Annotated in this window: 17 protein-coding genes; 7 read left to right on the top strand and 10 right to left on the bottom strand. The window is 51.3% G+C overall.

Going from position 1 to position 21,376, the window contains the following annotated elements:
- The first annotated feature begins 257 nt into the window (after nt 1–257).
- On the top strand, nt 258–1,652 hold the full coding sequence (locus HV229_RS00975) for a cytochrome-c peroxidase (protein ID WP_016154884.1): 1,395 nt from the start codon (nt 258–260) through the stop codon (nt 1,650–1,652).
- Between the two features lie 41 nt (nt 1,653–1,693).
- On the opposite strand, the gene gorA is transcribed toward HV229_RS00975, so the two are convergent.
- The gene (gorA, locus tag HV229_RS00980; RefSeq protein WP_016154882.1) at nt 1,694–3,046 is read right to left on the bottom strand and encodes a glutathione-disulfide reductase; all 1,353 of its coding nucleotides are present in this window, start codon (nt 3,044–3,046) and stop codon (nt 1,694–1,696) included.
- A gap of 104 nt (nt 3,047–3,150) precedes the next feature.
- Nucleotides 3,151–3,993, bottom strand: a complete 843-nt coding sequence (locus tag HV229_RS00985) for a 23S rRNA (adenine(2030)-N(6))-methyltransferase RlmJ (RefSeq protein ID WP_016154881.1) — start codon at nt 3,991–3,993, stop codon at nt 3,151–3,153.
- Between the two features lie 214 nt (nt 3,994–4,207).
- Between HV229_RS00985 and prlC the strand changes: the two genes are divergently transcribed.
- Nucleotides 4,208–6,250, top strand: a complete 2,043-nt coding sequence (prlC, locus tag HV229_RS00990; protein ID WP_181546709.1) for an oligopeptidase A — start codon at nt 4,208–4,210, stop codon at nt 6,248–6,250.
- Nucleotides 6,251–6,258: 8 nt separating this feature from the next.
- Entirely contained in the window at nt 6,259–7,008 is a 750-nt protein-coding gene (rsmJ, locus tag HV229_RS00995; RefSeq protein WP_047358192.1) for a 16S rRNA (guanine(1516)-N(2))-methyltransferase RsmJ, read from the top strand.
- A gap of 44 nt (nt 7,009–7,052) precedes the next feature.
- On the opposite strand, the gene HV229_RS01000 is transcribed toward rsmJ, so the two are convergent.
- Complete coding sequence (locus tag HV229_RS01000) at nt 7,053–8,252, bottom strand: NAD(P)/FAD-dependent oxidoreductase (protein ID WP_181546711.1); 1,200 nt, start codon at nt 8,250–8,252, stop codon at nt 7,053–7,055.
- 232 nt (nt 8,253–8,484) lie between these two features.
- Between HV229_RS01000 and HV229_RS01005 the strand changes: the two genes are divergently transcribed.
- Complete coding sequence (locus HV229_RS01005; protein ID WP_181546713.1) at nt 8,485–8,988, top strand: Rrf2 family transcriptional regulator; 504 nt, start codon at nt 8,485–8,487, stop codon at nt 8,986–8,988.
- 200 nt (nt 8,989–9,188) lie between these two features.
- Here the strand turns inward: HV229_RS01005 and dtpB are convergent, their stop codons facing one another.
- Both dtpB and uspA read right to left on the bottom strand, forming a co-directional pair.
- A complete protein-coding gene (dtpB, locus tag HV229_RS01010; protein ID WP_181546715.1) occupies nt 9,189–10,661 on the bottom strand; it encodes a dipeptide/tripeptide permease DtpB in 1,473 nt (490 codons plus the stop codon).
- Nucleotides 10,662–10,942: 281 nt separating this feature from the next.
- Nucleotides 10,943–11,380 carry a universal stress protein UspA gene (gene uspA, locus HV229_RS01015; RefSeq protein WP_003023368.1) on the bottom strand — a complete coding sequence of 146 codons (438 nt, stop codon included), beginning with the start codon at nt 11,378–11,380 and terminating at the stop codon, nt 10,943–10,945.
- 393 nt (nt 11,381–11,773) lie between these two features.
- Between uspA and uspB the strand changes: the two genes are divergently transcribed.
- A complete protein-coding gene (gene uspB / locus HV229_RS01020) occupies nt 11,774–12,109 on the top strand; it encodes a universal stress protein UspB (RefSeq protein ID WP_003023371.1) in 336 nt (111 codons plus the stop codon).
- A 64-nt stretch (nt 12,110–12,173) separates the two neighbouring features.
- Here the strand turns inward: uspB and pitA are convergent, their stop codons facing one another.
- Nucleotides 12,174–13,673, bottom strand: coding sequence for an inorganic phosphate transporter PitA (gene pitA / locus HV229_RS01025; RefSeq protein WP_016154875.1), 1,500 nt, complete (start codon nt 13,671–13,673; stop codon nt 12,174–12,176).
- Between the two features lie 229 nt (nt 13,674–13,902).
- Here pitA and HV229_RS01030 point away from each other — a divergent pair, with 229 nt between their 5' ends.
- Complete coding sequence (locus HV229_RS01030; protein WP_115190079.1) at nt 13,903–15,099, top strand: NAD(P)/FAD-dependent oxidoreductase; 1,197 nt, start codon at nt 13,903–13,905, stop codon at nt 15,097–15,099.
- Between the two features lie 108 nt (nt 15,100–15,207).
- A complete protein-coding gene (locus HV229_RS01035) occupies nt 15,208–15,879 on the top strand; it encodes a FadR/GntR family transcriptional regulator (protein ID WP_080859347.1) in 672 nt (223 codons plus the stop codon).
- Nucleotides 15,880–15,887: 8 nt separating this feature from the next.
- Here HV229_RS01035 and HV229_RS01040 read toward each other — a convergent pair whose 3' ends face one another.
- From HV229_RS01040 to HV229_RS01055, 4 genes are all read right to left on the bottom strand, one after another.
- Entirely contained in the window at nt 15,888–17,360 is a 1,473-nt protein-coding gene (locus HV229_RS01040) for a fructuronate reductase (RefSeq protein ID WP_181546717.1), read from the bottom strand.
- Between the two features lie 104 nt (nt 17,361–17,464).
- Nucleotides 17,465–18,649 (bottom strand): mannonate dehydratase, encoded by a 1,185-nt coding sequence (gene uxuA / locus HV229_RS01045; RefSeq protein WP_080859309.1) that lies wholly within the window; start codon nt 18,647–18,649, stop codon nt 17,465–17,467.
- Nucleotides 18,650–18,669: 20 nt separating this feature from the next.
- Nucleotides 18,670–19,695 carry an alcohol dehydrogenase catalytic domain-containing protein gene (locus HV229_RS01050; protein WP_103766969.1) on the bottom strand — a complete coding sequence of 342 codons (1,026 nt, stop codon included), beginning with the start codon at nt 19,693–19,695 and terminating at the stop codon, nt 18,670–18,672.
- Nucleotides 19,667–20,956: an MFS transporter gene (locus HV229_RS01055; RefSeq protein ID WP_080859311.1), complete on the bottom strand. Its 1,290-nt coding sequence runs from the start codon at nt 20,954–20,956 to the stop codon at nt 19,667–19,669. The genes HV229_RS01050 and HV229_RS01055 overlap by 29 nt, the downstream gene beginning before the upstream one ends.
- Between the last annotated feature and the right edge of the window lie 420 nt (nt 20,957–21,376).

A 21,376-nucleotide genomic window follows, 5' to 3' on the forward strand; every position in this document is an offset into this window, starting at 1 on the left:
TTCCGAATTCTGCACAAACTGAGGATATTCCATTTTCAGAACATTCGATTGCAACGAGGTGTGAACACAACCTGGTAACGTTTAACTCTATAATAGGCACAGGCTATTCTATCGATAGTTCTCCTCCATGTAATTGCTTGATACTTATCAAAATAGTAATCCCCTCATTTCCTATGATGGTCAGGTCTGACAAAGACTGTCTATTAATTATTCTAATTTTCTGGGTCACAATAACTCACAACGGTGAGGGTAAAATAATGAAAATCATTACCCGTCTTACCGTGATTGCCATAGCTGGCGTCGCGATTTGTTATTTTGGATTATCCGGTTATGTGTGGTATCACGATAATCAACGGAGTAAACAGGCTGATGTTCAGGCCTCTACGCTGGAAGAAAATAATAAAGTACTGGGGTTCTTACGTGAAAAAGGATGCGATTATTGTCACACTCCTTCTGCTGAATTACCTTTCTATTCTTCTTTTCCCGTCGCTAAGCAGTTGATGAATTACGATATTCAACTGGGATACAAATCATTCAATCTTGAGGCCGTTCGTGCGGCGCTGGTCGCGGATAAACCCGTTTCGCAAAGCGATCTGAATAAAATTGAGTGGGTGATGCAGTACGACACCATGCCGCCGACGCGTTATACCGCATTGCACTGGGCTGGCAAGGTAAGCGATACGGAGCGAGCAGAGATCCTGGGCTGGATTGCGAAACAGCGTGAGCAGTACTACGCCAGTAACGATACTGCCACGCAGCATCGTAATGAACCTGTACAGCCGATACCGGAAAGCATCCCGACCGATGCCCGCAAAGTAGCGCTTGGTTTTACGCTTTACCATGACCCGCGTATTTCCGGCGACAGCACGATTTCTTGTGCGCACTGTCACGCCCTGAATGCGGGCGGCGTGGATGGCCGGAAAACGTCAATCGGTGTAGGCGGCGCGGTTGGCCCTATCAATGCGCCAACGGTATTTAACTCGGTCTTTAACGTTGAGCAATTCTGGGATGGCCGTGCGCCAACACTGCAGGCGCAGGCCGGTGGTCCACCGTTGAACCCTATCGAAATGGCGTCTAAATCCTGGGATGAAATTATCCAGAAACTGGACAAGGATCCGCAACTTAAGCAAGAGTTCATTGCCGTTTATCCGCAGGGATTCAGTGGGGATAATATTACCGATGCGATTGCTGAGTTTGAGAAAACGCTGATTACGCCAAATTCGCCGTTTGATAAATGGCTGCGTGGTGATGAAGCGGCCTTAACCGCTCAGCAAAAACATGGCTATCAGTTGTTTAAAGATAATAAGTGCGCGACCTGTCATGGCGGTATTATTTTAGGCGGACGTTCATTTGAGCCATTGGGTCTGAAAAAGGACTTTAATTTCGGCGAGGTCACTGCTGCAGATATTGGCCGCATGAACGTCACCAATGAATTACGTGACAAGCTGCGTCAGAAAGTCCCTGGATTGCGTAACGTTGCGCTGACTGCACCTTATTTCCATCGCGGTGATGTGCCTACGCTCGACGGTGCGGTAAAACTGATGCTGCGTTATCAGGTGGGTAAAGAACTGCCGCAGGAAGATATCGACGATATCGTAGCATTCCTCGAAAGCCTTAATGGGGTATATACACCGTATATGCAGGGTAAATAAGAGAAAACCGGATGGCAAAGTGCCATCCGGTTTTTTATTGATTAACGCATGGTCACGAACTCTTCAGATGCCGTTGGGTGAATGGCAACGGTGTTATCAAAGTCTTTCTTGGTTGCGCCCATTTTCAGAGCGACCGCGAAGCCTTGCAGCATTTCATCCATCCCAAAACCAATGCCATGAATACCGACAATCTTCTCTTCCGGACCGACGCAAACCAGCTTCATGCGGCACGGCTGACGGTGGGTGGTGACAGCGGTATACATCGCGGTAAACGATGATTTATACACTTTCACCTGATCATCGCCGTGCTGTTCGCGAGCCTGCTGCTCGGTCAGGCCCACGGTACCAATAGGCGGATGGCTGAAGACCACGGTCGGGATGTTGCTGTAGTCCAGATGCTCGTCCGGCTTGTTGTTAAACAGACGCTCGGACAGACGGCGGCCCGCGGCAACGGCAACCGGCGTCAGCTCAACGGCCCCGGTGTTATCGCCGACGGCATAAATACCCGGCACGCTGGTGTTCTGGAATTTATCAACGACGATGTAGCCTTTTTCGTTGGTTTTCACGCCAGTAACCGCCAGGTTGAAGTTGTCGGTGGCAGGTTCACGACCGATCGCCCAAATCAGGCAATCTACCGTTTCGCTACGACCATCTTCCAGTTGCAGGGTCAGGCTGCCATCAGCGTTTTTAACGACCGCTTTTGGAATTGCGTGAGTATGCAGAGTCGGGCCTTCGGCGTTCATCACCTCAACCAGCGTGTCGACGATCATCGGGTCGAAGCTGCGCAGCGGCGCGTGTTTACGCACGAACAGATGCGTTTCTGCGCCCAGACCGTTAATTACGCCCGCCAGTTCAACGGCGATGTAGCCTGCGCCAACAACGGCCACGCGTTTTGGCAGCGCGGGCAGCTCAAAGAAACCGTCGGAGTCGATACCGTATTCCACACCCGGAATGCTCGGATGGCTCGGGCGACCACCGGTAGCAATCAAAATATGATCGGCAGTAATGGTTTCACCGTTCACTTCAATGGTTTTGGCATCCACAAAGCGGGCAAAGCCTTTAATCACATCGACATTATTTTTGCCCAGCACGTTGTCGTACGAGGTATGAATGCGATCAATATAAGCGGTGCGCGTGGCGATCAGTTTATCCCAATCGAACTTATTGATGGTGGTGTCGAAACCGTAATCCGGCCCGTACATGTGGATTGCTTCGCGGACCTGTGCGGCATGCCACATCACTTTTTTCGGTACGCAGCCAACGTTAACGCAGGTGCCCCCTAGCTCTTTGGCTTCAATCAGCGCGCATTTCTGGCCGTACATTGCTGCACGGTTAATGGAGGCAATACCGCCGCTGCCGCCGCCAATAGCGATGTAATCATAGTGCTTGGTCATGACCGCTCCTTCATGTTCATTGTAGGGCGGAGAAGCGTTACGCCATCCGCCAAAATATTCGCGATTGTATACCTGAAATTAAAAGGTTCCACCGATGACTGCGATTACTCCGGCACGATCCAGCTTACCGACGTATGACCGGTTCCTGCCGGAACCAGTTTGCTGTGCAACCACGGCAGGACACTGTTCATCTGCTGCTCCAGCTTCCACGGCGGGTTTATTACAATCATACCGGACGCCGTCATGCCGCGCTGATCGCTGTCCGGACGCACCGCCAGCTCAATCTGCAGAATTTTGCGGATACCGGTGTCTTCCAGGTCGTGGATCATGCGTTTGATTTGCTGGCGCAGAACTACCGGATACCACAGCGCATAGGTGCCGGTTGCGAAACGCTTATAGCCTTCGTTAATACCGGTCACCACCGCCTGGTAGTCGCTTTTGATTTCGTAGGGGGGATCGATAAGGATCAGCCCGCGACGGGAAACCGGCGGTAATTTTGCTTTTAGCTGCTGATAACCATCGGCTTTGGCCACGCGTGCGCGCTCATCTTTCTGGAATTCGCCGCGCAGCAAAGGAAAGTCGCTCGGGTGCAGTTCCGTTAATTGCAGGCTATCCTGTTCTCGCAGCAGCTGGCGAGCAATTAATGGAGAGCCGGGGTAGTAGCGCAGTTGGCCGCTACGGTTGAAGTGCTTCACCACGCCAATGTAGGGTTCCAGTTCGGCAGGCAAATCGTCCTGCTGCCAGATACGGGCGATCCCTTCCAGATATTCACCGGTACGTTCGGCATGCTCACTGCTCAGCTGATAACGGCCTGCGCCAGCATGGGTATCCAGATAGAGAAACGGTTTTTCTTTCTCTTTAAGCGATTCGATGATCAGGCTCTGGACGGTGTGTTTAAGGACGTCGGCGTGGTTGCCAGCGTGATAACTGTGGCGATAACTCAGCATGGGTAAACGTGTTCCAGGTTATAAACGTAGGCCCGAAAACAGCGCAATATCGGGCGAAAATAAAGCGTATCGCCACAGTATACAGAAAAGTCGTCACTGCCGCGAAAGCGCAACGCCTGGCATTGAAATCCTCTACACTTAACCCCATTGTACAAATTAATATGCACAGCGCCGGATACGCGCTTCATTCACTCTTTTCAACAGGACCGCGCTAATGACCAATCCATTGCTGACCCCCTTCGAACTGCCGCCGTTTTCTAAAATTCAGCCTGAGCACGTCGTGCCTGCCGTGACTAAGGCGCTGAACGATTGCCGCGAAAACGTTGAGCGAGTGGTTGCGCAGGGCGCGCCGTACACCTGGGGAAATCTTTGCCAGCCGTTGGCGGAAGTTGACGATGTGCTGGGGCGTATTTTCTCTCCGGTTAGCCACCTGAACTCGGTGAAAAACAGCCCGGAATTGCGCGAAGCCTACGAACAAACGCTGCCGCTGCTGTCTGAATACAGCACCTGGGTTGGGCAACATGAAGGTCTGTACAAAGCGTACCGCGACCTGCGTGACGGCGATCATTACGCTACCCTGAACACCGCACAGAAAAAAGCGGTCGATAACGCGCTGCGCGATTTTGAGCTTTCTGGTATTGGTCTGCCGAAGGAAAAACAGCTGCGCTATGGTGAGATTGCCACCCGCCTGTCTGAGCTGGGCAATCTCTACAGCAATAACGTCCTCGATGCCACGATGGGCTGGACTAAGCTGGTGACTGATGAAGCGGAACTCTCCGGCATGCCGGAAAGCGCGCTGGCGGCTGCAAAAGCCCAGGCTGATGCTAAACAGCAGGAAGGCTACCTGTTAACGCTGGATATCCCAAGCTACCTGCCGGTGATGACCTACTGTGATAACCAGGGGCTGCGTGAGGAGATGTATCGCGCTTACTCCACTCGCGCGTCTGACCAGGGGCCAAACGCTGGTAAATGGGACAACAGCCCGATAATGGAAGAGATCCTCGGGCTGCGCCACGAGCTGGCACAGCTGCTGGGCTTTGAAAGCTACGCTTTTAAATCTCTGTCCACCAAAATGGCGGAAAACCCGCAGCAGGTACTCGACTTCCTTACCGACCTGGCGAAACGTGCCCGTCCTCAGGGCGAGAAAGAGCTGGCTCAACTGCGCGCCTTCGCGAAAGCGGAATTTGGTGTCGATGAGCTGCAGCCGTGGGATATCGCTTACTACAGCGAGAAACAAAAACAGCACCTCTATAGCATCAGCGACGAGCAGTTGCGTCCATACTTCCCGGAAAACAAAGCCGTTAACGGCCTGTTTGAAGTGGTTAAACGTATTTACGGCATTACCGCTAAAGAGCGCACTGATGTTGACGTCTGGCACCCGGAAGTACGTTTCTTCGAACTGTATGACGAAAACAACGAACTGCGCGGCAGTTTCTATCTTGACCTGTATGCCCGTGAACATAAACGTGGCGGGGCGTGGATGGACGACTGCGTCGGCCAAATGCGTAAAGCCGACGGTACGCTGCAAAAGCCTGTTGCCTACCTGACCTGTAACTTTAACCGCCCGGTGAACGGCAAACCCGCGCTGTTTACCCACGATGAAGTGATCACCCTGTTCCACGAGTTCGGCCACGGTCTGCACCATATGCTGACCCGTATCGAAACCGCCGGTGTTTCAGGTATCAACGGCGTGCCGTGGGATGCGGTCGAACTGCCGAGCCAGTTTATGGAAAACTGGTGCTGGGAGCCCGAAGCGCTGGCATTTATCTCTGGTCACTTTGAGACCGGTGAGCCGCTGCCCAAGGAGTTGCTGGATAAAATGCTGGCGGCGAAAAATTACCAGGCGGCGCTGTTTATTCTGCGTCAACTGGAGTTTGGCCTGTTTGATTTCCGTCTGCATGCGGAGTTTAACCCACAGCAAGGGGCGAAAATCCTCGAAACGCTGGCGGAAATTAAAAAGCAGGTCGCCGTGGTGCCGGGCCCAACGTGGGGCCGCTTCCCGCATGCCTTCAGCCACATTTTTGCTGGTGGCTATGCGGCGGGTTACTACAGCTACCTGTGGGCCGACGTGCTGGCGGCGGATGCATTCTCTCGCTTTGAAGATGAGGGGATTTTCAACCGTCAAACCGGACAATCGTTCCTCGATAACATTCTCACCCGTGGTGGTTCTGAAGAGCCGATGGAACTGTTCAAGCGCTTCCGTGGCCGTGAGCCGCAACTGGATGCAATGCTGGAGCATTACGGGATTAAAGGCTGATTATTCACGTGAAAATCTGCTTAGTAGATGAAACAGGCGCCGGAGACGGCGCCTTATCTGTTCTTGCCGCCCGCTGGAATCTTACGCACGATGAAGATAACCTGATGGCGCTGGTGATGACACCGGAACATCTGGAACTGCGCAAACGTGATGAGCCCAAACTCGGCGGTATCTTCGTGGATTTCGTTGGCGGTGCGATGGCCCATCGGCGCAAATTTGGCGGTGGTCGCGGCGAAGCGGTGGCGAAGGCGGTTGGCATTAAAGGCGATTACCTGCCGGATGTGGTTGATGCGACTGCAGGGCTGGGGCGCGATGCGTTTGTGCTGGCCTCAGTAGGCTGCCGCGTGCGGATGCTGGAACGTAACCCGGTCGTGGCGGCGCTGTTGGATGATGGCCTGGCGAGAGGGTATGCTGACCCGGAAATCGGTCCGTGGCTGCAGGAACGTTTACAACTGATCCACGCCTCAAGCCTGACGGCGTTAACCGATATCACCCCGCGTCCGCAGGTGGTGTACCTCGACCCGATGTTCCCGCATAAGCAGAAAAGTGCGCTGGTGAAAAAAGAGATGCGCGTGTTTCAGTCGTTGGTGGGGCCGGACCTGGATGCGGATGGGCTGCTGGAGCCTGCGCGTCAGCTAGCCACTAAACGTGTGGTAGTGAAGCGCCCGGATTACGCACCGCCGCTGGCGGATGTCGCCACGCCGAACGCGGTAGTTACGAAAGGGCATCGGTTTGATATTTACGCGGGGACCGCGTAGTTTGTAGGCCGGATAAGGCGTTAGCCGCTATCCGGCATTACTGCTTAAACAAACGGTGCGTATGGGTCAGCCATCTCAAATGCGCCGGCTTTTTCCGCTTTCGGCGGATAAATCAGTTCACTGACAATCGATACTTTCAGTTTCTTCGCTTCTGCGCGAGTGAGTTTGACCTGCTGATCCCATCCTTCGGTATACACCGCGCCCCACGCGCCGAGATCCAGACAGGTGACGTACATCTCCTGACGGTACGGTGAAGGTTCTACTCCTAGCAGGCTTGCAGCGGCGTTATTACCGGCAAATTTACCCAACAAAATAGCGTGCTGGCAGGTCATTAACGCATGGTTGCCTTTGTCATCAGTGGCGGCGTAGGCCACATCGCCAGTGGCGTAGATATCATCATGACCCACGACCTGCAGATTGGCATTCACATGCAGGCGGCTCTGTCGATCGCGCGGGGCGTTAATCTGCGCTGTCAGGCTATTGGCCTGCACACCGACGGTCCAGATAACTGTTTGAGAGGCAATAACCTGCCCATCTTTCAGCGTTACGCCGCCAGCATCCACGCTTTCTACTTCTGCATTTACCAACCATTCGATGCCCAGTTCAGCGGAGGCTTCGATTATCACGTCGCGTAATTCCTGGCTCCAGCGCCCGGCAGGCTGAGCACCGCGTTCAACTACGACCACTCTGGTCTTAGCATCGGCACCCAGAATCTCACGCAGACGACCAGGTAATTCCAGCGCCATCTCAATCCCGGTAAAGCCGCCGCCACAGACCACCACCGTATTGCGAGTCTCACTTTCCGGCTGTAATGCCAGGTCTGTAATGTGCTGCTCCAGTGCGGTGGCGCTCTCGAGCTGGTCGAGGTCAAACGCATGCTCGGCTGCACCGACAACGGCGTCGCGGTTAACGTGACTCCCGCTGGCGAGTACCAGGCGGTCGTAGCGGCGCAGATGAATTTCTCCGTTGGCATCTTTCCAGCTCACCTCTTTAGAGTCCGGGATGATCTGCTCGACGTGACCTTGCAGGAAGTTGACGCCGGTAACGTCAAACAAGGGTTGCAGCGGGGCGACCAGGGTTTGTACGGCGCGTTCATAAAAGCGTGGGCGGACACGCAGCTCTGGCTGTGGTGCAATTACTGTAATATCAATGGCCTGCTGATGTTTATCCGCCAGTCGTGCGGCGCTTAATGCTGCCCACATACCGGCAAAGCCGGCGCCCACGATCAGAATTCGTTTACGCATTGGGGGGTTCTCTCTGGTGACTACGAATAATTTACTCGGATTTTATTTGTCTGAGTTAAGAATTACAATGCGATCAGGATCCTTTTTGTCCTGATGTCGTAGGGTTTTTGATTATCTATTTGATAAATATAAGATTAAAGTTTTTATATAAATATGGGTTGTGCTGCTGTCTGGAATGAATGAGACGAAAAAGCTACAATTAACTCAGATTCATTTTGGCTGAGATAAGAGAATGGCATTTTACAGTTCCGGGGTTGAGTACGGCATTCATAGCCTGATGTGTATGGTCGACAGCAAGGGCGACGCGCGGGATATGAGCGTGCGGGAAATTGCCGAGCTGCAAAGCGTGCCGTATGACTACCTGGCGAAAATTTTCACCCGTTTGTCGAAAGCGGGCCTGGTGCGCAGCATTGAGGGAAAGGGCGGCGGTTTCCAGTTGGCTAAACCTGCTGAACACATTACGGTGCTGGACGTGGTGAATGCCATTGATGGCGATAAGCGCATCTTTGAGTGTCGTGAAATTCGCCAGCGGCTGGCGGTATTTGAGGAGCATCCGCCGGAGTGGGCCTGTGAAGGCATTTGTGGTGTGCGCTCGGTAATGGATATGGCTCAGCAGCGAATGGAAGAAGCGCTCGGTCAGCATACGATTCTGGATTTGGCGCGCAAAATGTACCGCAAAGCGCCGGACACTTTTGTGGTCGAAGTTCAGGAGTGGATTAACGTGCGCAAAGGGTAGCGATTGAAAATGCCCGGTGCTCATCCTCGGTGAGAAGCGCTTTCCGCTGGCGTGATAAGACCGAAGTCTTAATCAACGCAATATCGTTCATGGTCATGTCCATTCATGATGACCTGTTTGTATAAACTACGCTCTTACAATGCAGGACTTAAAAGGCAAAAAAAACCGCGATGTGACTCGCGGTTAATGTTAAAAAAAGCTTATTTACTGCTATCTGGCGTATTAATCATTCGGTTCAGCCAGGGCACCATAATCGCCATCACCACCGTGACAGCCAGGGTGACCAGGCCTATCTTGCTGAAGACGTTGGTGTAGATAGGCAGCGTTTGCAGCGGGTCGGTGATGTTCTCCGGTACGGCAGTAAACGTGGCGACATACCCGCCCATCAGGAAGGCGGCGGCTTGCGTCAGGAACCACATCCCGAGAATAAAGCCCATCAGGTGCTGCGGCACGAGAGCGGCGACCATCGCCAGTCCCAGGGCACTAATCAGCAGTTCACCCAGGCTCTGGAACAGATATACCAGCACGATAAACCACGGCGACGTCAGCCCCTGCGCATCCGCAAACCATATCCCGGCAGCGGCTGCCGTCAGGAAGCCCAACGAGCACAGGAACATACCGAGCGTAAATTTCATCGGCATAGTCAGGTCTTTGCCTTTGTTTCCCAGACGGGTATAGATCGCGGCCAGTACCGGACTTGCCAGCACCACCCAGAACGGGTTCAGCGCCTGGAAGCTCACTGGGTTAATGGCGAAACCGAGAATTTCATGGTGCACGTTATTGATAGCAAAGAAGTTCAGCGATGTCGGCATCTGCGCGTACAGCACGTAGAACACAACCGCTTCCAGCATCAGGATGAAGGCCACGAACATCTTGTTGCGCCCGGTTTTATCCAGTTTGAATGCCTGACGGAAGAAGATGATAGTCACGGCAATCGACAGGACGATCAGCACCAGGTTGGCAATCTGCACGTTGTGCATCAGCCAGGCGCAGATAAATACCATCACTACCGTACCGGCCAGCACGTAAAGTAGATTACGGAAATTCAGCGGCTTATGGTCTGGCTCAGAACCGATATTTTTTACCATCCCACGGCAGGCAAAGTAGACCAGCAGCGCGACTATAAGCCCGGCCCCGCACAGGTTGTAGGTCACCGCGTAGCCAAACTTATCGGCAATCACCGGCGCCAGCGACAGCGACAGCAACGAACCGATGTTAATCGACATATAAAACAGGGTGAAAGCACCGTCCAGACGGGCGTCTTTTGGTGGATAGCATTTTGACAACAGGCTTGCCGGGTTGGCTTTAAACAGCCCGTTACCGACGGCAATGGTACCCAAAGCAATAAAGATCAGATCGGGCTTGAGCAGCGACATCCCGGTCATGAAGTAGCCGATTGCCAGCACAATGGCACCGAGAACCAGCGTGCGCTTAGTGCCTAACAGGTGGTCGCCGACGTAGCCGCCGATCGAGATCAGGCCGTAGACCAGCGCAGCAAAGGCACCAAAGGTGACAAATGCCTGTTCCTGTGAAAATCCTAGCTGCTTAACAAAGAATACCGCCAGGATGCCCTGAACGCCGTAATAGCCAAATCGTTCCCATAATTCTACAAAGAAGATCATGAAGAACGGACGAGGTTGCTGCAGCAAGCCCGTAGGTGCAGTTTTATTCATATTCCATCGCCTTTCAAAGCCATCCCGAAAAGTATGAACGCGTATGCTTAAACGCGCCGAAAAAGTCTTATTTTGTTATAGACTGCGGCTATTGGCCGCGAGAGTAGAGTATTATAGAGATGGTTTTCGATCCAATTAGTTGATCACACTAATTATGATTTGTTTGTTGGATTGATGTACTAATTGTGTCCGAATGATAAAAACAAAAACGCCCGCACAGGCGGGCGTTTACAGGCTTAACTACTTGCAGCAGGCCGGGCTATATCCCGGCGGCAAGCATTTTATGCTTCTTCGTCGTCACGCAGCGGAACAATCAACATGTCGACGTGGACGGTGTTGATCAGTTGGCGCGCGGAGGACATCAGTTTGCTCCAGAAATCCTGGTGGTGACCACAAACGACCAGATCCATGTCGTATTTTTTGATGGCATCAACCAGAACCTGACCCAGGTCGCCGCTACCGCTCAGGGTTTCGGTGATAGGGTAGCCTGCGTTGGTGGACAGCTCGGTTAACGCGTGGTGGGTTTCTTCAGAAATGCGTTTCTGCATGTCGCCCAGATTCACGTCGATAAGGCCGGTGTACAGGTCGGAATAGTTTACGTCAACGTGGATAAGGGAAACTTTAGCATTGTAAGGCCGCGCCATAGAGACCGCTTTTTCAACCAGAACTTTGCTTTCCGGAGAAAGATCAACCGCGATAAGAATGTGTTTATAAGCCATAGTGTTACTCCTTCCATAAGTTGTCGATGACTAGCCTGCTGGCGTTTCTCTGCCGCCGCGTCATCCGCGTCCTGCGAACCTTGTGCGCGGGGCTAGCCCAGTCGTAAAAACGTACCATATAAGGACTATCCTTACATTATAGCGACCAGAATAATCCGTCAATCCGCCTTGCTTGCCAAGCAGTTAAACAAATTTTTTAGTTAATTGCATTGATAGCGATTAACCTTCTGGCAAAAAAATTAACTAATCTCCTACACTATCTAGAGGGGCGTTCGAATGCGTGATACTAATACGAACGGTTTCTTCAGTACTCTTCACTGAATGGTTTGGCAGGGTATCGGGGAGCGGTAGTCCCGGAAAGGAGTTCCGTGGGCGGGTCGCCGGGGAGGGGGTATGATAAGCACCATTGCATTGTTCTGGGCTTTATGTGTCGTTTGCATTGTTAATATGGCGCGCTATTTTTCTTCGCTACGCGCACTGCTAGTAGTACTTCGTGGTTGCGATCCATTGCTTTACCAGTATGTAGATGGAGGGGGCTTTTTTACCTCGCATGGGCAACCGAACAAGCAGATGCGTCTGGTGTGGTATATCTACGCTCAGCGTTACCGCGATCATCATGATGATGAATTTATTCGCCGCTGTGAGCGGGTTCGCGGTCAGTTCATTCTCACCAGCGCGCTATGCGGCCTGGTGCTAATCAGCATGGTTGCGCTGATTATCTGGCACTGATTCCAACGACAGATACAAAAAAAGCGGGCCAGTTTCCTGACCCGCTTTTTTACCGCGCATTCGCTTAGATAAGCTTCAGGGAGAGCCAGTACAGCCCACCGGAAAGAAGAATTGCTGCTGGCAGGGTGAAGACCCAGGCCATCAGAATGCTGGTCACCGTTTTACGCTGCAAACCGCCGCCATCAACAACCATCGTTCCCGCAACGGAAGAGGAGAGAACGTGTGTGGTGGAAACGGGCATACCGGTGTAGCTGGCAAGACCGATAGAGACTGCGGCGGTCATCTGCGCCGACATCCCCTGGGCATAGGTCATGCCTTTCTTACCGATTTTCTCACCGATGGTGGTTGCCACGCGACGCCAGCCAATCATCGTACCAATACCCAGCGCCAGTGCGACGGCCATAATGATCCAGATAGGCGCGTACTCAATGGTGCTCAGCATGTCAGATTTCAGTTTCTTCAGCAGACGCTGATCGTCAGCGCTTACGCCAGGCAGCTTAACCACTTTATCGGTGGTATCAGAGATGCACAGCATAATACGGCGCAACTGACCACGCTGTTCGACGCTTAACTTGTCGTAGGTTTCCAGATTCGCCAGCATACCTTTCGCACGTTCCAGCGCGTTGATGGTATTCGCCGGGTGGCAATGGAACTCGGTCGGCGTCGCTGGTGCCGCGTCCGTCGGGGACGGAATCAGCTGGTCTACGCCTGTGGCCTGTTTAAGCAGGTCAGGGCGCTGCTGGAAGAAGACTTCGACGTTATTGATTGCATCGCGGGTACGGGTAATTTCGTAACCGGAAGCATTCATATTCACCACGAAACCTGCTGGCGCTACGCCAATCAGCACTAGCATCACCAGACCAATGCCTTTCTGACCATCGTTCGCGCCGTGGGAGAACGCCACGCCGATAGCGGAGAGGATCAGTGCAATACGCGTCCAGAACGGCGGCTTTTTCTTTCCGTCTTTCTTTTCACGTTCTGCCGGCGTCAGGTGGATACGGGCACGTTTTTTCGTACCGCTCCAGTAGCGACGCAGAATGAAAATAAGACCACCTGCAACCACCAGACCGACAATAGGTGAGATGATAAGCGAGGCAAAAATACCGATAACTTTCGGGATGTTAAGTGCATCCACCACCGAGGTGCCGTTCATCAGCGCATTGGTTAAACCAATACCGATAATGGCGCCAATCAGCGTGTGGGAGCTGGATGCAGGCAGACCAAAGTACCAGGTACCCAGGTTCCAGATAATTGCCGCCAGCAACATGGAGAACACCATGGCGAGGCCATGTGACGATCCCATATTAAGCAGCAGATCCGTTGGTAACATATGCACGATGGCATACGCCACGCTGAGACCGCCCAGCAAAACACCAAAGAAGTTGAACACCGCAGCCATGACCACCGCCAATTGCGAACGCATTGCACGGGTATAGATCACAGTTGCGACAGCATTGGCTGTATCATGGAAGCCATTAATTGCTTCGTAGAACAGCACGAAAGCCAGAGCAAGCAATAGTAAAAGCCCGGTATGTAAATCCAGGCCAGCAAACAAATGTAGCATAGGACGTTACGCCATTTTGAGGACATGAACGCGGCGCATTATCAGTGACTTTGGCGGCGCGGGCAAAGTGAAATATAGAGTTTTTTTGATTTGTCTCCTGCTTTGTTTCACACCACTAAAGAATTATCCTATATATTTCAGATAAATACCCTTTATCGGTAGTTTGGTGCTGGTGCGACCACTGAGGAATCTTTACAATTCACTCCCGCTTTTTAGAGAGGATCGCAACGTGGAAAGGTTTGATACCGTTATTATAGGCGCTGGCGCAGCGGGTATGTTTTGTGCCGCGCAGGCAGGACAAGCAGGTAGTCGCGTACTGCTAATTGATAATGGTAAAAAGCCCGGGCGCAAGATTCTCATGTCTGGCGGGGGCCGCTGCAACTTTACCAACCTTTATGTCGAGCCGGCTGCGTATTTGAGTCAAAACCCGCATTTTTGCAAATCGGCGCTGGCGCGTTATACACAGTGGGATTTTATCGATCTGGTGGGTAAGCACGGTATTGCCTGGCATGAAAAAACGCTAGGCCAGCTTTTCTGCGATGATTCCGCCCAGCAAATTGTCGATATGCTGGTGGATGAGTGTGAAAAAGGTAACGTAACTATGCGGTTACGTAGCGAAATCCTGAGCGTTGAGCGAGATGGTGACGATTTTATCCTGGAATTGAATGGGATGAGTGTCGGCACGAAAAAGCTGGTTATTGCCTCCGGTGGTCTCTCTATGCCGGGTCTGGGCGCGACGCCGTTTGGTTATAAAATTGCGGAACAGTTCGGCCTGAACGTTTTGCCTACGCGCGCAGGGCTGGTGCCTTTCACCTTACATAAGCCGCTACTGGAGCAGCTTCAGGTGCTCTCTGGCGTATCCGTTTCTTCCGTTATCACCGCCGAGGACGGCACCGTATTTCGTGAAAATCTGCTCTTTACGCACCGCGGGCTTTCTGGTCCGGCCGTGCTGCAAATTTCCAGTTTTTGGCAGCCAGGTGAATTTGTCAGCATTAATTTGTTGCCGGATGTTGACCTCGCGAGCTTCCTCGATGACCAACGTAGCGCACACCCTAATCAAAGCTTAAAGAACACCCTGGCAATGCAGTTGCCAAAGCGTCTGGTGGAATGCTTACAGCAGTTAGGGCAAATCCCGGATGTCTCGCTGAAGCAGCTTAATGTGCGCGATCAGCAAACGCTGGTTGAGACGCTGACCGAGTGGCGGGTGCAGCCGAACGGTACGGAAGGGTATCGTACCGCTGAAGTCACGTTGGGCGGCGTCGATACCAACGAGCTGTCATCGCGCACGATGGAAGCGCGCAAAGTACCGGGACTCTACTTTATCGGCGAAGTCATGGACGTCACCGGCTGGCTGGGCGGCTATAACTTCCAGTGGGCGTGGTCGAGCGCCTGGGCATGCGCGCAGGATTTGGTCTCTGGTGATTAAAATTGTTTACCTCTGATACAAGGAACTGACTCAGGCATGCGTTTCTTAACTCCGGGAATGATATGATAAATCAGTTAAAAATCGTACACAGAAGGGAACGGAATGCACATGGTTATTCCTGAGGTAAAACAGGAGCGGCTCTATCAAAAGATAGCCAATCTCATCATTAAGCTCATCAACGACAGTATTTTTCCACCGGGAAGCTTCTTGCCTCCTGAACGTGAACTGGCGAAGCAACTTGGCGTGAGCCGGGCATCGCTCAGAGAAGCATTGATTGTGCTTGAGATCTCAGGATGGATCACCATCCAATCCGGTAATGGTGTAATTGTTGCTGATAAAAAGCATTCTGCCAGCGATTATACAGTTGAAGAAATACTCTACTCGCGTGAGTTGGTTGACAGCCATTGCGCGCGTCTCGCTGCAGAAGCAGGCAAAGATGAGCTTATTAGCCAGCTTGAACTACTGCACCTCAGCATGGAAAAAGCCATTAGTGAAAATAATGTTCATGGCTTTTACTCTCTCGATAAGCAATTCCATTTAACGGTATCTGAAGCCAGTCAGAACCGCGTCTTGCTCGATATGTCGCGTATGTTGTGGGAGCAACGTGTCAACATCCCGTATGCCGGACTGGATGAACGCTCCGGCAATCGGGATGTGTTAACCAGCATGAATAAGCAACATAAAGCAATTGTGGATGCAATTCGCCAGGCTGATGCTGACGGTGCTTATCAAAAATCGCTGGAACATCTGGCTTATGTCAGGCAGATCGTGGGTCTTTAAAAAAAGCGTTAATGACTCAGACCAGCTACCGCTGCACGTGCGCCTATGCTGTGCAATTGCTGACAGGCAGCGGTTACATGCTCAATAAAGTCGGTGTTATCGCGTAGATCCTGCCCAAAAATGGTGTCGATTGCCAGTAGTGCCCGGATACGCTCCCCTGATGATTTATATTTTTGATAAATAGCCCGAAACTGTGCCGCCATAGGGTCGACCACTTCGAATGAATCGCCTTTTTCATCTATACCACTGACGTAGCGCATCCAGCCTGCAACTCCCAAAGCCAGGTGACGGTAATTGTCTCCTTGTGCAAGATGTAGCCGAATGGGATCCAGCAAACGCTGAGGTAATTTCTGGCTGCCGTCCATTGCGATTTGCCAGGTTCGGTGCTTCAGTGATGGATTAGTAAAGCGTGCGATCAGCAATTCCGCATAACCCGCAAGGTCTGTACCTTCAGGCATTGACAGCGTCGGGCTTTGTTCATCAAGCATCAACGCCAGCGCAGCATCGCGATATGCCGGATTAGCCATTGTATCGGCAATGGTTTCATAACCGCCAAGATAGCCAAGATATGCGAGGAAAGAGTGACTGCCGTTAAGCATGCGCAGCTTCATCATTTCAAACGGCACCACATCTTGCACAAACTGTGCGCCAACCCGATCCCAGTCCGGACGACCATTAACAAAGTCATCTTCGATAACCCACTGGCGGAACGGCTCGCAGGCAATGGCACAGGGATCGTAAACGCCAAGCTGCCCGGCGATGTGCGCTAAGGTCTCATCCGTTGCTGCCGGAACAATGCGATCCACCATCGTACAAGGAAACGTTACATGTGCCGCTATCCATTCGGCCAGTCGCGGGTCGCGTGTTGTTGCCAGCCCCAGGACAGCGGCTTTCGCGACATGACCGTTTTCTCGTACGTTGTCGCAAGACAATACGGTAAAGGCCTTTAATCCCTGTTCGCGACGCAATGCCAGAGCTTCGACAATATAGCCAATCGCCGATTTTGGTGACTGTGGATTTGCAACGTCATGCTGGATAAACGGGTGATTCAGATCCAGCACGCCGCTGGCGGGGTCAGTACAATAACCTTTCTCGGTAATTGTCAGTGAAACAATGGCAGTTTCTGGGCGCGCCATTGCGCGGATAATTGCATTACTGCCGTCAAATTCTGGATGCAGTGCTTCGTTCATCGAGCCAATGATTTTAAGTTCTGTACTTTGTGCTCCACGCTCGGCAACAGTGTAAAGCAGATCCTGCGCCCGCAGGTTTTGAATCAGTGTTGCATCGTTTCCGGGCATCAGGTTGACCTCACAGATACCCCAGTCGCTGTCGCTGCTTTCCAGCAGATGATGGGTATAAAGCGCCTGATGGGCGCGGTGAAAGGCCCCGCAGCCAAGATGTACTATGCGTGAAACCAGGCGTGAGCGATCCCAACGCGGGCGTGGGGTGGAAATCTGAGCGCTGGCGAGATTTTGTTCCATGACAACCTCCTGTCATTGATGATCTTCTTTGATGATGCGCTATCAAAGACCGGTCCTGACTGAATGTAAAAACCGCATGGTGGGGACACCATGCGGTAACAATATTACTGACTGAAGAAGGCACGTCGGATAGCCAGCTCAACACCACGTACTTCAGCCAGACCTTTCAGACGGCCAATAGCGGAATAACCTGGGTTGGTTTTCTTTTTCAGATCATCAAGCATCTGATGGCCATGGTCTGGTCGCATGGGGATCAATACGGCGTTACCTTCATCTTTACGCCGCTGTTCTTCTTCGACTATCGCTTTCACCACGTTGTACATATCGACATCGCCGGAAAGATGCGCCGCTTCATGGAAAGTCTTGGGATTATCTTCTCGTTGCGTAGAACGTAGATGCGTAAAGTAAATCCTCGGACCGAACTGTTTAATCATATCAACCAGATCGTTGTCTGCACGCACGCCATAAGAGCCAGTACACATTGTGAAGCCATTCGCCATATTGTTGACGGTTTCCACCATCCACTGCATATCTTCAACGGTGGAGACAATACGCGGCAGACCAAGAATTGGGCGTGGTGGATCGTCCGGGTGAACGGCCATACGTACGCCAACCTCTTCTGCAACCGGGATGATAGCCCGCAGGAAAAAGGCAAAGTGCTCGCGCAGGGCCGCTTTGTCTATATTTTTATAAGTCGCCAGGTGGTTACGGAATTGGTCCAGCGTATAACCTTCTTCAGCACCAGGCAGACCTGCAATAATATTTCGTGTCAGTCGCGCTTTGTCCTCTTCGCTCATGGTGGCGAAGCGCTTACTCGCCTGAGCTACCTCTTCCGTGGTGTAATCCGCCTCAGCCCCTGGACGTTTGAGAATATGCAACTCAAAGGCGGCAAACTCAATTTGGTCAAAGCGCAGGGCTTTTGAGCCATCGGGCAACTCATATTCCAGGTCTGTTCGGGTCCAGTCCAGAACCGGCATGAAGTTGTAGCACACGGTATAGATGCCGCACTGGGCAAGATTACGCAGCGTCTGCTGATAATTTCTAATCCATAAATCGTACTGCCCTGTGTGGGTCTTGATGTCTTCATGAATCGGCACGCTTTCCACAACCGACCAGACCAGACCAGCTTTCTCTACGATCTCTTTGCGCTTAAGAATTTCTTCTACGGACCAGACTTCGCCGTTAGGAATATGATGAAGCGCTGTCACTATGCCGGTGGCTCCGGCTTGACGAACATCGGACAACGACACGGGATCGTTCGGGCCATACCAACGCCAGGTTTGTTCCATTGTTTTATCTCCTGCGAAAATTAATGAAAGGTCGCATTGATCTTCAGATAGCGTTCCGGATATTGATCGAGTTCTTTCACGGCGGCAGGAACCTCATCAATACTCACCACTTTGCTAACAACATCTGCAGGATTGATGTTTAGCGTTGCCAGCATCTGTAGTGCTTCTTCAAACTCACCTGCGCTGGTGCGGGATCCGCGAAGATCCAGTTCCTTAAACGTGATCAGGTTGGTGGGTAATGATGTTTCCTGTTTTGGCCAGCCAGTGAAAGCAATACGACCAGCAAAAGAGGCCATATCCAGCGTTTCGCGAATCGCGCTGTTGGCGCCAGAGGCTTCTACCACGACTTGGGCCATCGTTCCCTGCGTAATGTCTTTGATCGCGTCAACAACCTGTGTATTTGACGGATTGATAACGTACGGGACGCCCAGTGATTTGGCATACTGGAGTCTCTCTTCCACGATATCGATCAGAATAGGCGTCGCGCCATAGCGTAATGCGCTCAGTGCCGCCATCAGACCTATCGCACCCGCGCCTATGATGGCGATGTGCTCCCCTGCGGTGAGTTTGGCCCGATGTAGCGCATGCAGCGCAATGGTCAGCGGTTCCGCCAGCGGTGCCATCTCGGAGGCAACGTCATCAGGGATTTTGTGAATCAAATGCGCGGGGTGAGCAACTACCTCCTGCATTGCGCCATCAATATGCACGCCAATTACTTTTAGATTTTCACAACAATTTGTTCTGCCTACCGAGCAGGGGTAACAGTGACCACAATAGATATAAGGGTCGACAATTACACGATCTCCTTCTTTAATATTGGCCGGCATACCATTGCCTTCTTTAATTACAATACCAGTAATTTCGTGTCCAATAATACGTGGGTAGGTTACTAACGGGTTAGTCCCACGAAATGCACCAATATCAGAACCACAGATTCCGGCTGCATCGACTTTTATTAGAACTTCGTTATCTTTCTTTTCAGGGTAATCAACCCAGCGGGTTTCAATTTCACCAGGTTTATTGATGTAAACAGCTTTGATTTTCATTTTCTTTTAATCCTTTATTTTTGACAAATACGAATACCAGGCAGCTGGAAACAATCGCAATAGCACCAGCCAGATAGAATGCGTAATCATATTTACCGCTGAACTGAACGATGAATCCGGTGACCAGTGGGCCAATAATCCCGGAGATATTCGCCAGCCCATGCATGGCCCCACCAACGCTACCAACTTTATCTTTATGCACCACATCCTGAATAACCGCCCAATAAATTGGCCCGGTCAGATAAAGCAGGAACAGCGAGACTGACATAAGACCAACGGCGCTGCCGATGGTGGTTACCGTGCCTGAAACGCCAACGCAAATCGCCGCCCCAGCCAGACACACGCCGAGAATAAGGCGTCGAGAAAGCAGGGCATTTCCTGTAACGCGATAGATAAAGTCAGAGCATACGCCACCCAACACCATGCCGATTGCGCCAATCACCCATGGGATCACGGTTGCAATACTAATTTCTTTAATATCAAGATGTAATGAGTGATTCAGGTAGCTTGGAAACCAGGTCAGGAAGAAAAAGAGTATGTAGTTATAGCTAAAGAAGGCCAGCGTCGTTGCCCACACCATTGGCTGTTTCATGTAGTAGCCAAGAGAAGGCATAGCTTTACCGTCATCCGCTAAAATAATGTCGTCATGGTTTTCAAAATCGACACGCTCTTCCGGGGCAAGTTGTTTACTTTTGGAGGGTTTATCACTGGCAATGAAGTACCAGAGAATAACCCAGGCTAAACCAAACAGAAAAATAATCCCGAAAGCCGGACGCCAGCCTAATGAAAGTGCCAGCAGGCCAACTACTGGACCAGAAATTGCACCACCTAACGGCGAACCTGCGCTAAAAATACCAATCGCAGTGGCAGATTCTTTGCGAGAAATCCAGTTATTGATGATTTTATTTCCAGCCGCACTGACCGGTCCTTCGGCCATGCCGAATAATACGCGCACGGCCAGCATGGTCCATAAGCCGGTAACTAAACTGGTCATTCCACAAAATACTGACCAAAGTAATGCGGCGACCAGAAATACAGTTTTGGGGCCAAACTTGTCGCTGGCCCAGCCACCGATAAAGTTAAAAAGTGCGTAGCCAACAAAAAATGCGCTGAAAATCATACCCATTTCAGCGGCATTGAATCCTAATTCCTTTTCAATGAGTGGAGCGGTAATCGACAATGCTGAACGATCCATATAGTTAAGCATGTAAACTATAAATAGAAGAAAAACGATAAGCCATCCCATTGTTTTTCTTTTCATGATATATCCTCTTATTGTGGTCTAGCGGCCTGACCACAATATTTAAAACCTATTTTAAGATCACTACCATTTTGATGTGAATGTGATCAACATAACGAAAAATTAACTTGGTAAATAATGATAAGAGAAGAGTTTTAATCGTAATTAAATGAATTTAAATGATTTTATTTGTATTCTGCTAATTTGAGGTAAAACTAATCGTACCTTCAGCGTCTATTAATTGCGGGCTTTGCATTAATGATGGGTCGAGAAATCTACGTATGTTCAACCTACGTCTGGCGTTCGCGCAGATAGAACGTCCTGCCACAGTAAAGAGACATGCTGGCATGAGCGGCAAATGCCGCCGTGAAGCTTTTTCTATGTAATGTGTTGTTAACAATTGTGCTACATATCACAAAATTAAAGCCAGTCTAAAAAGTC

This window comes from Citrobacter sp. RHBSTW-00524 (assembly GCF_013747755.1).
Lineage (GTDB): Bacteria > Pseudomonadota > Gammaproteobacteria > Enterobacterales > Enterobacteriaceae > Citrobacter > Citrobacter braakii.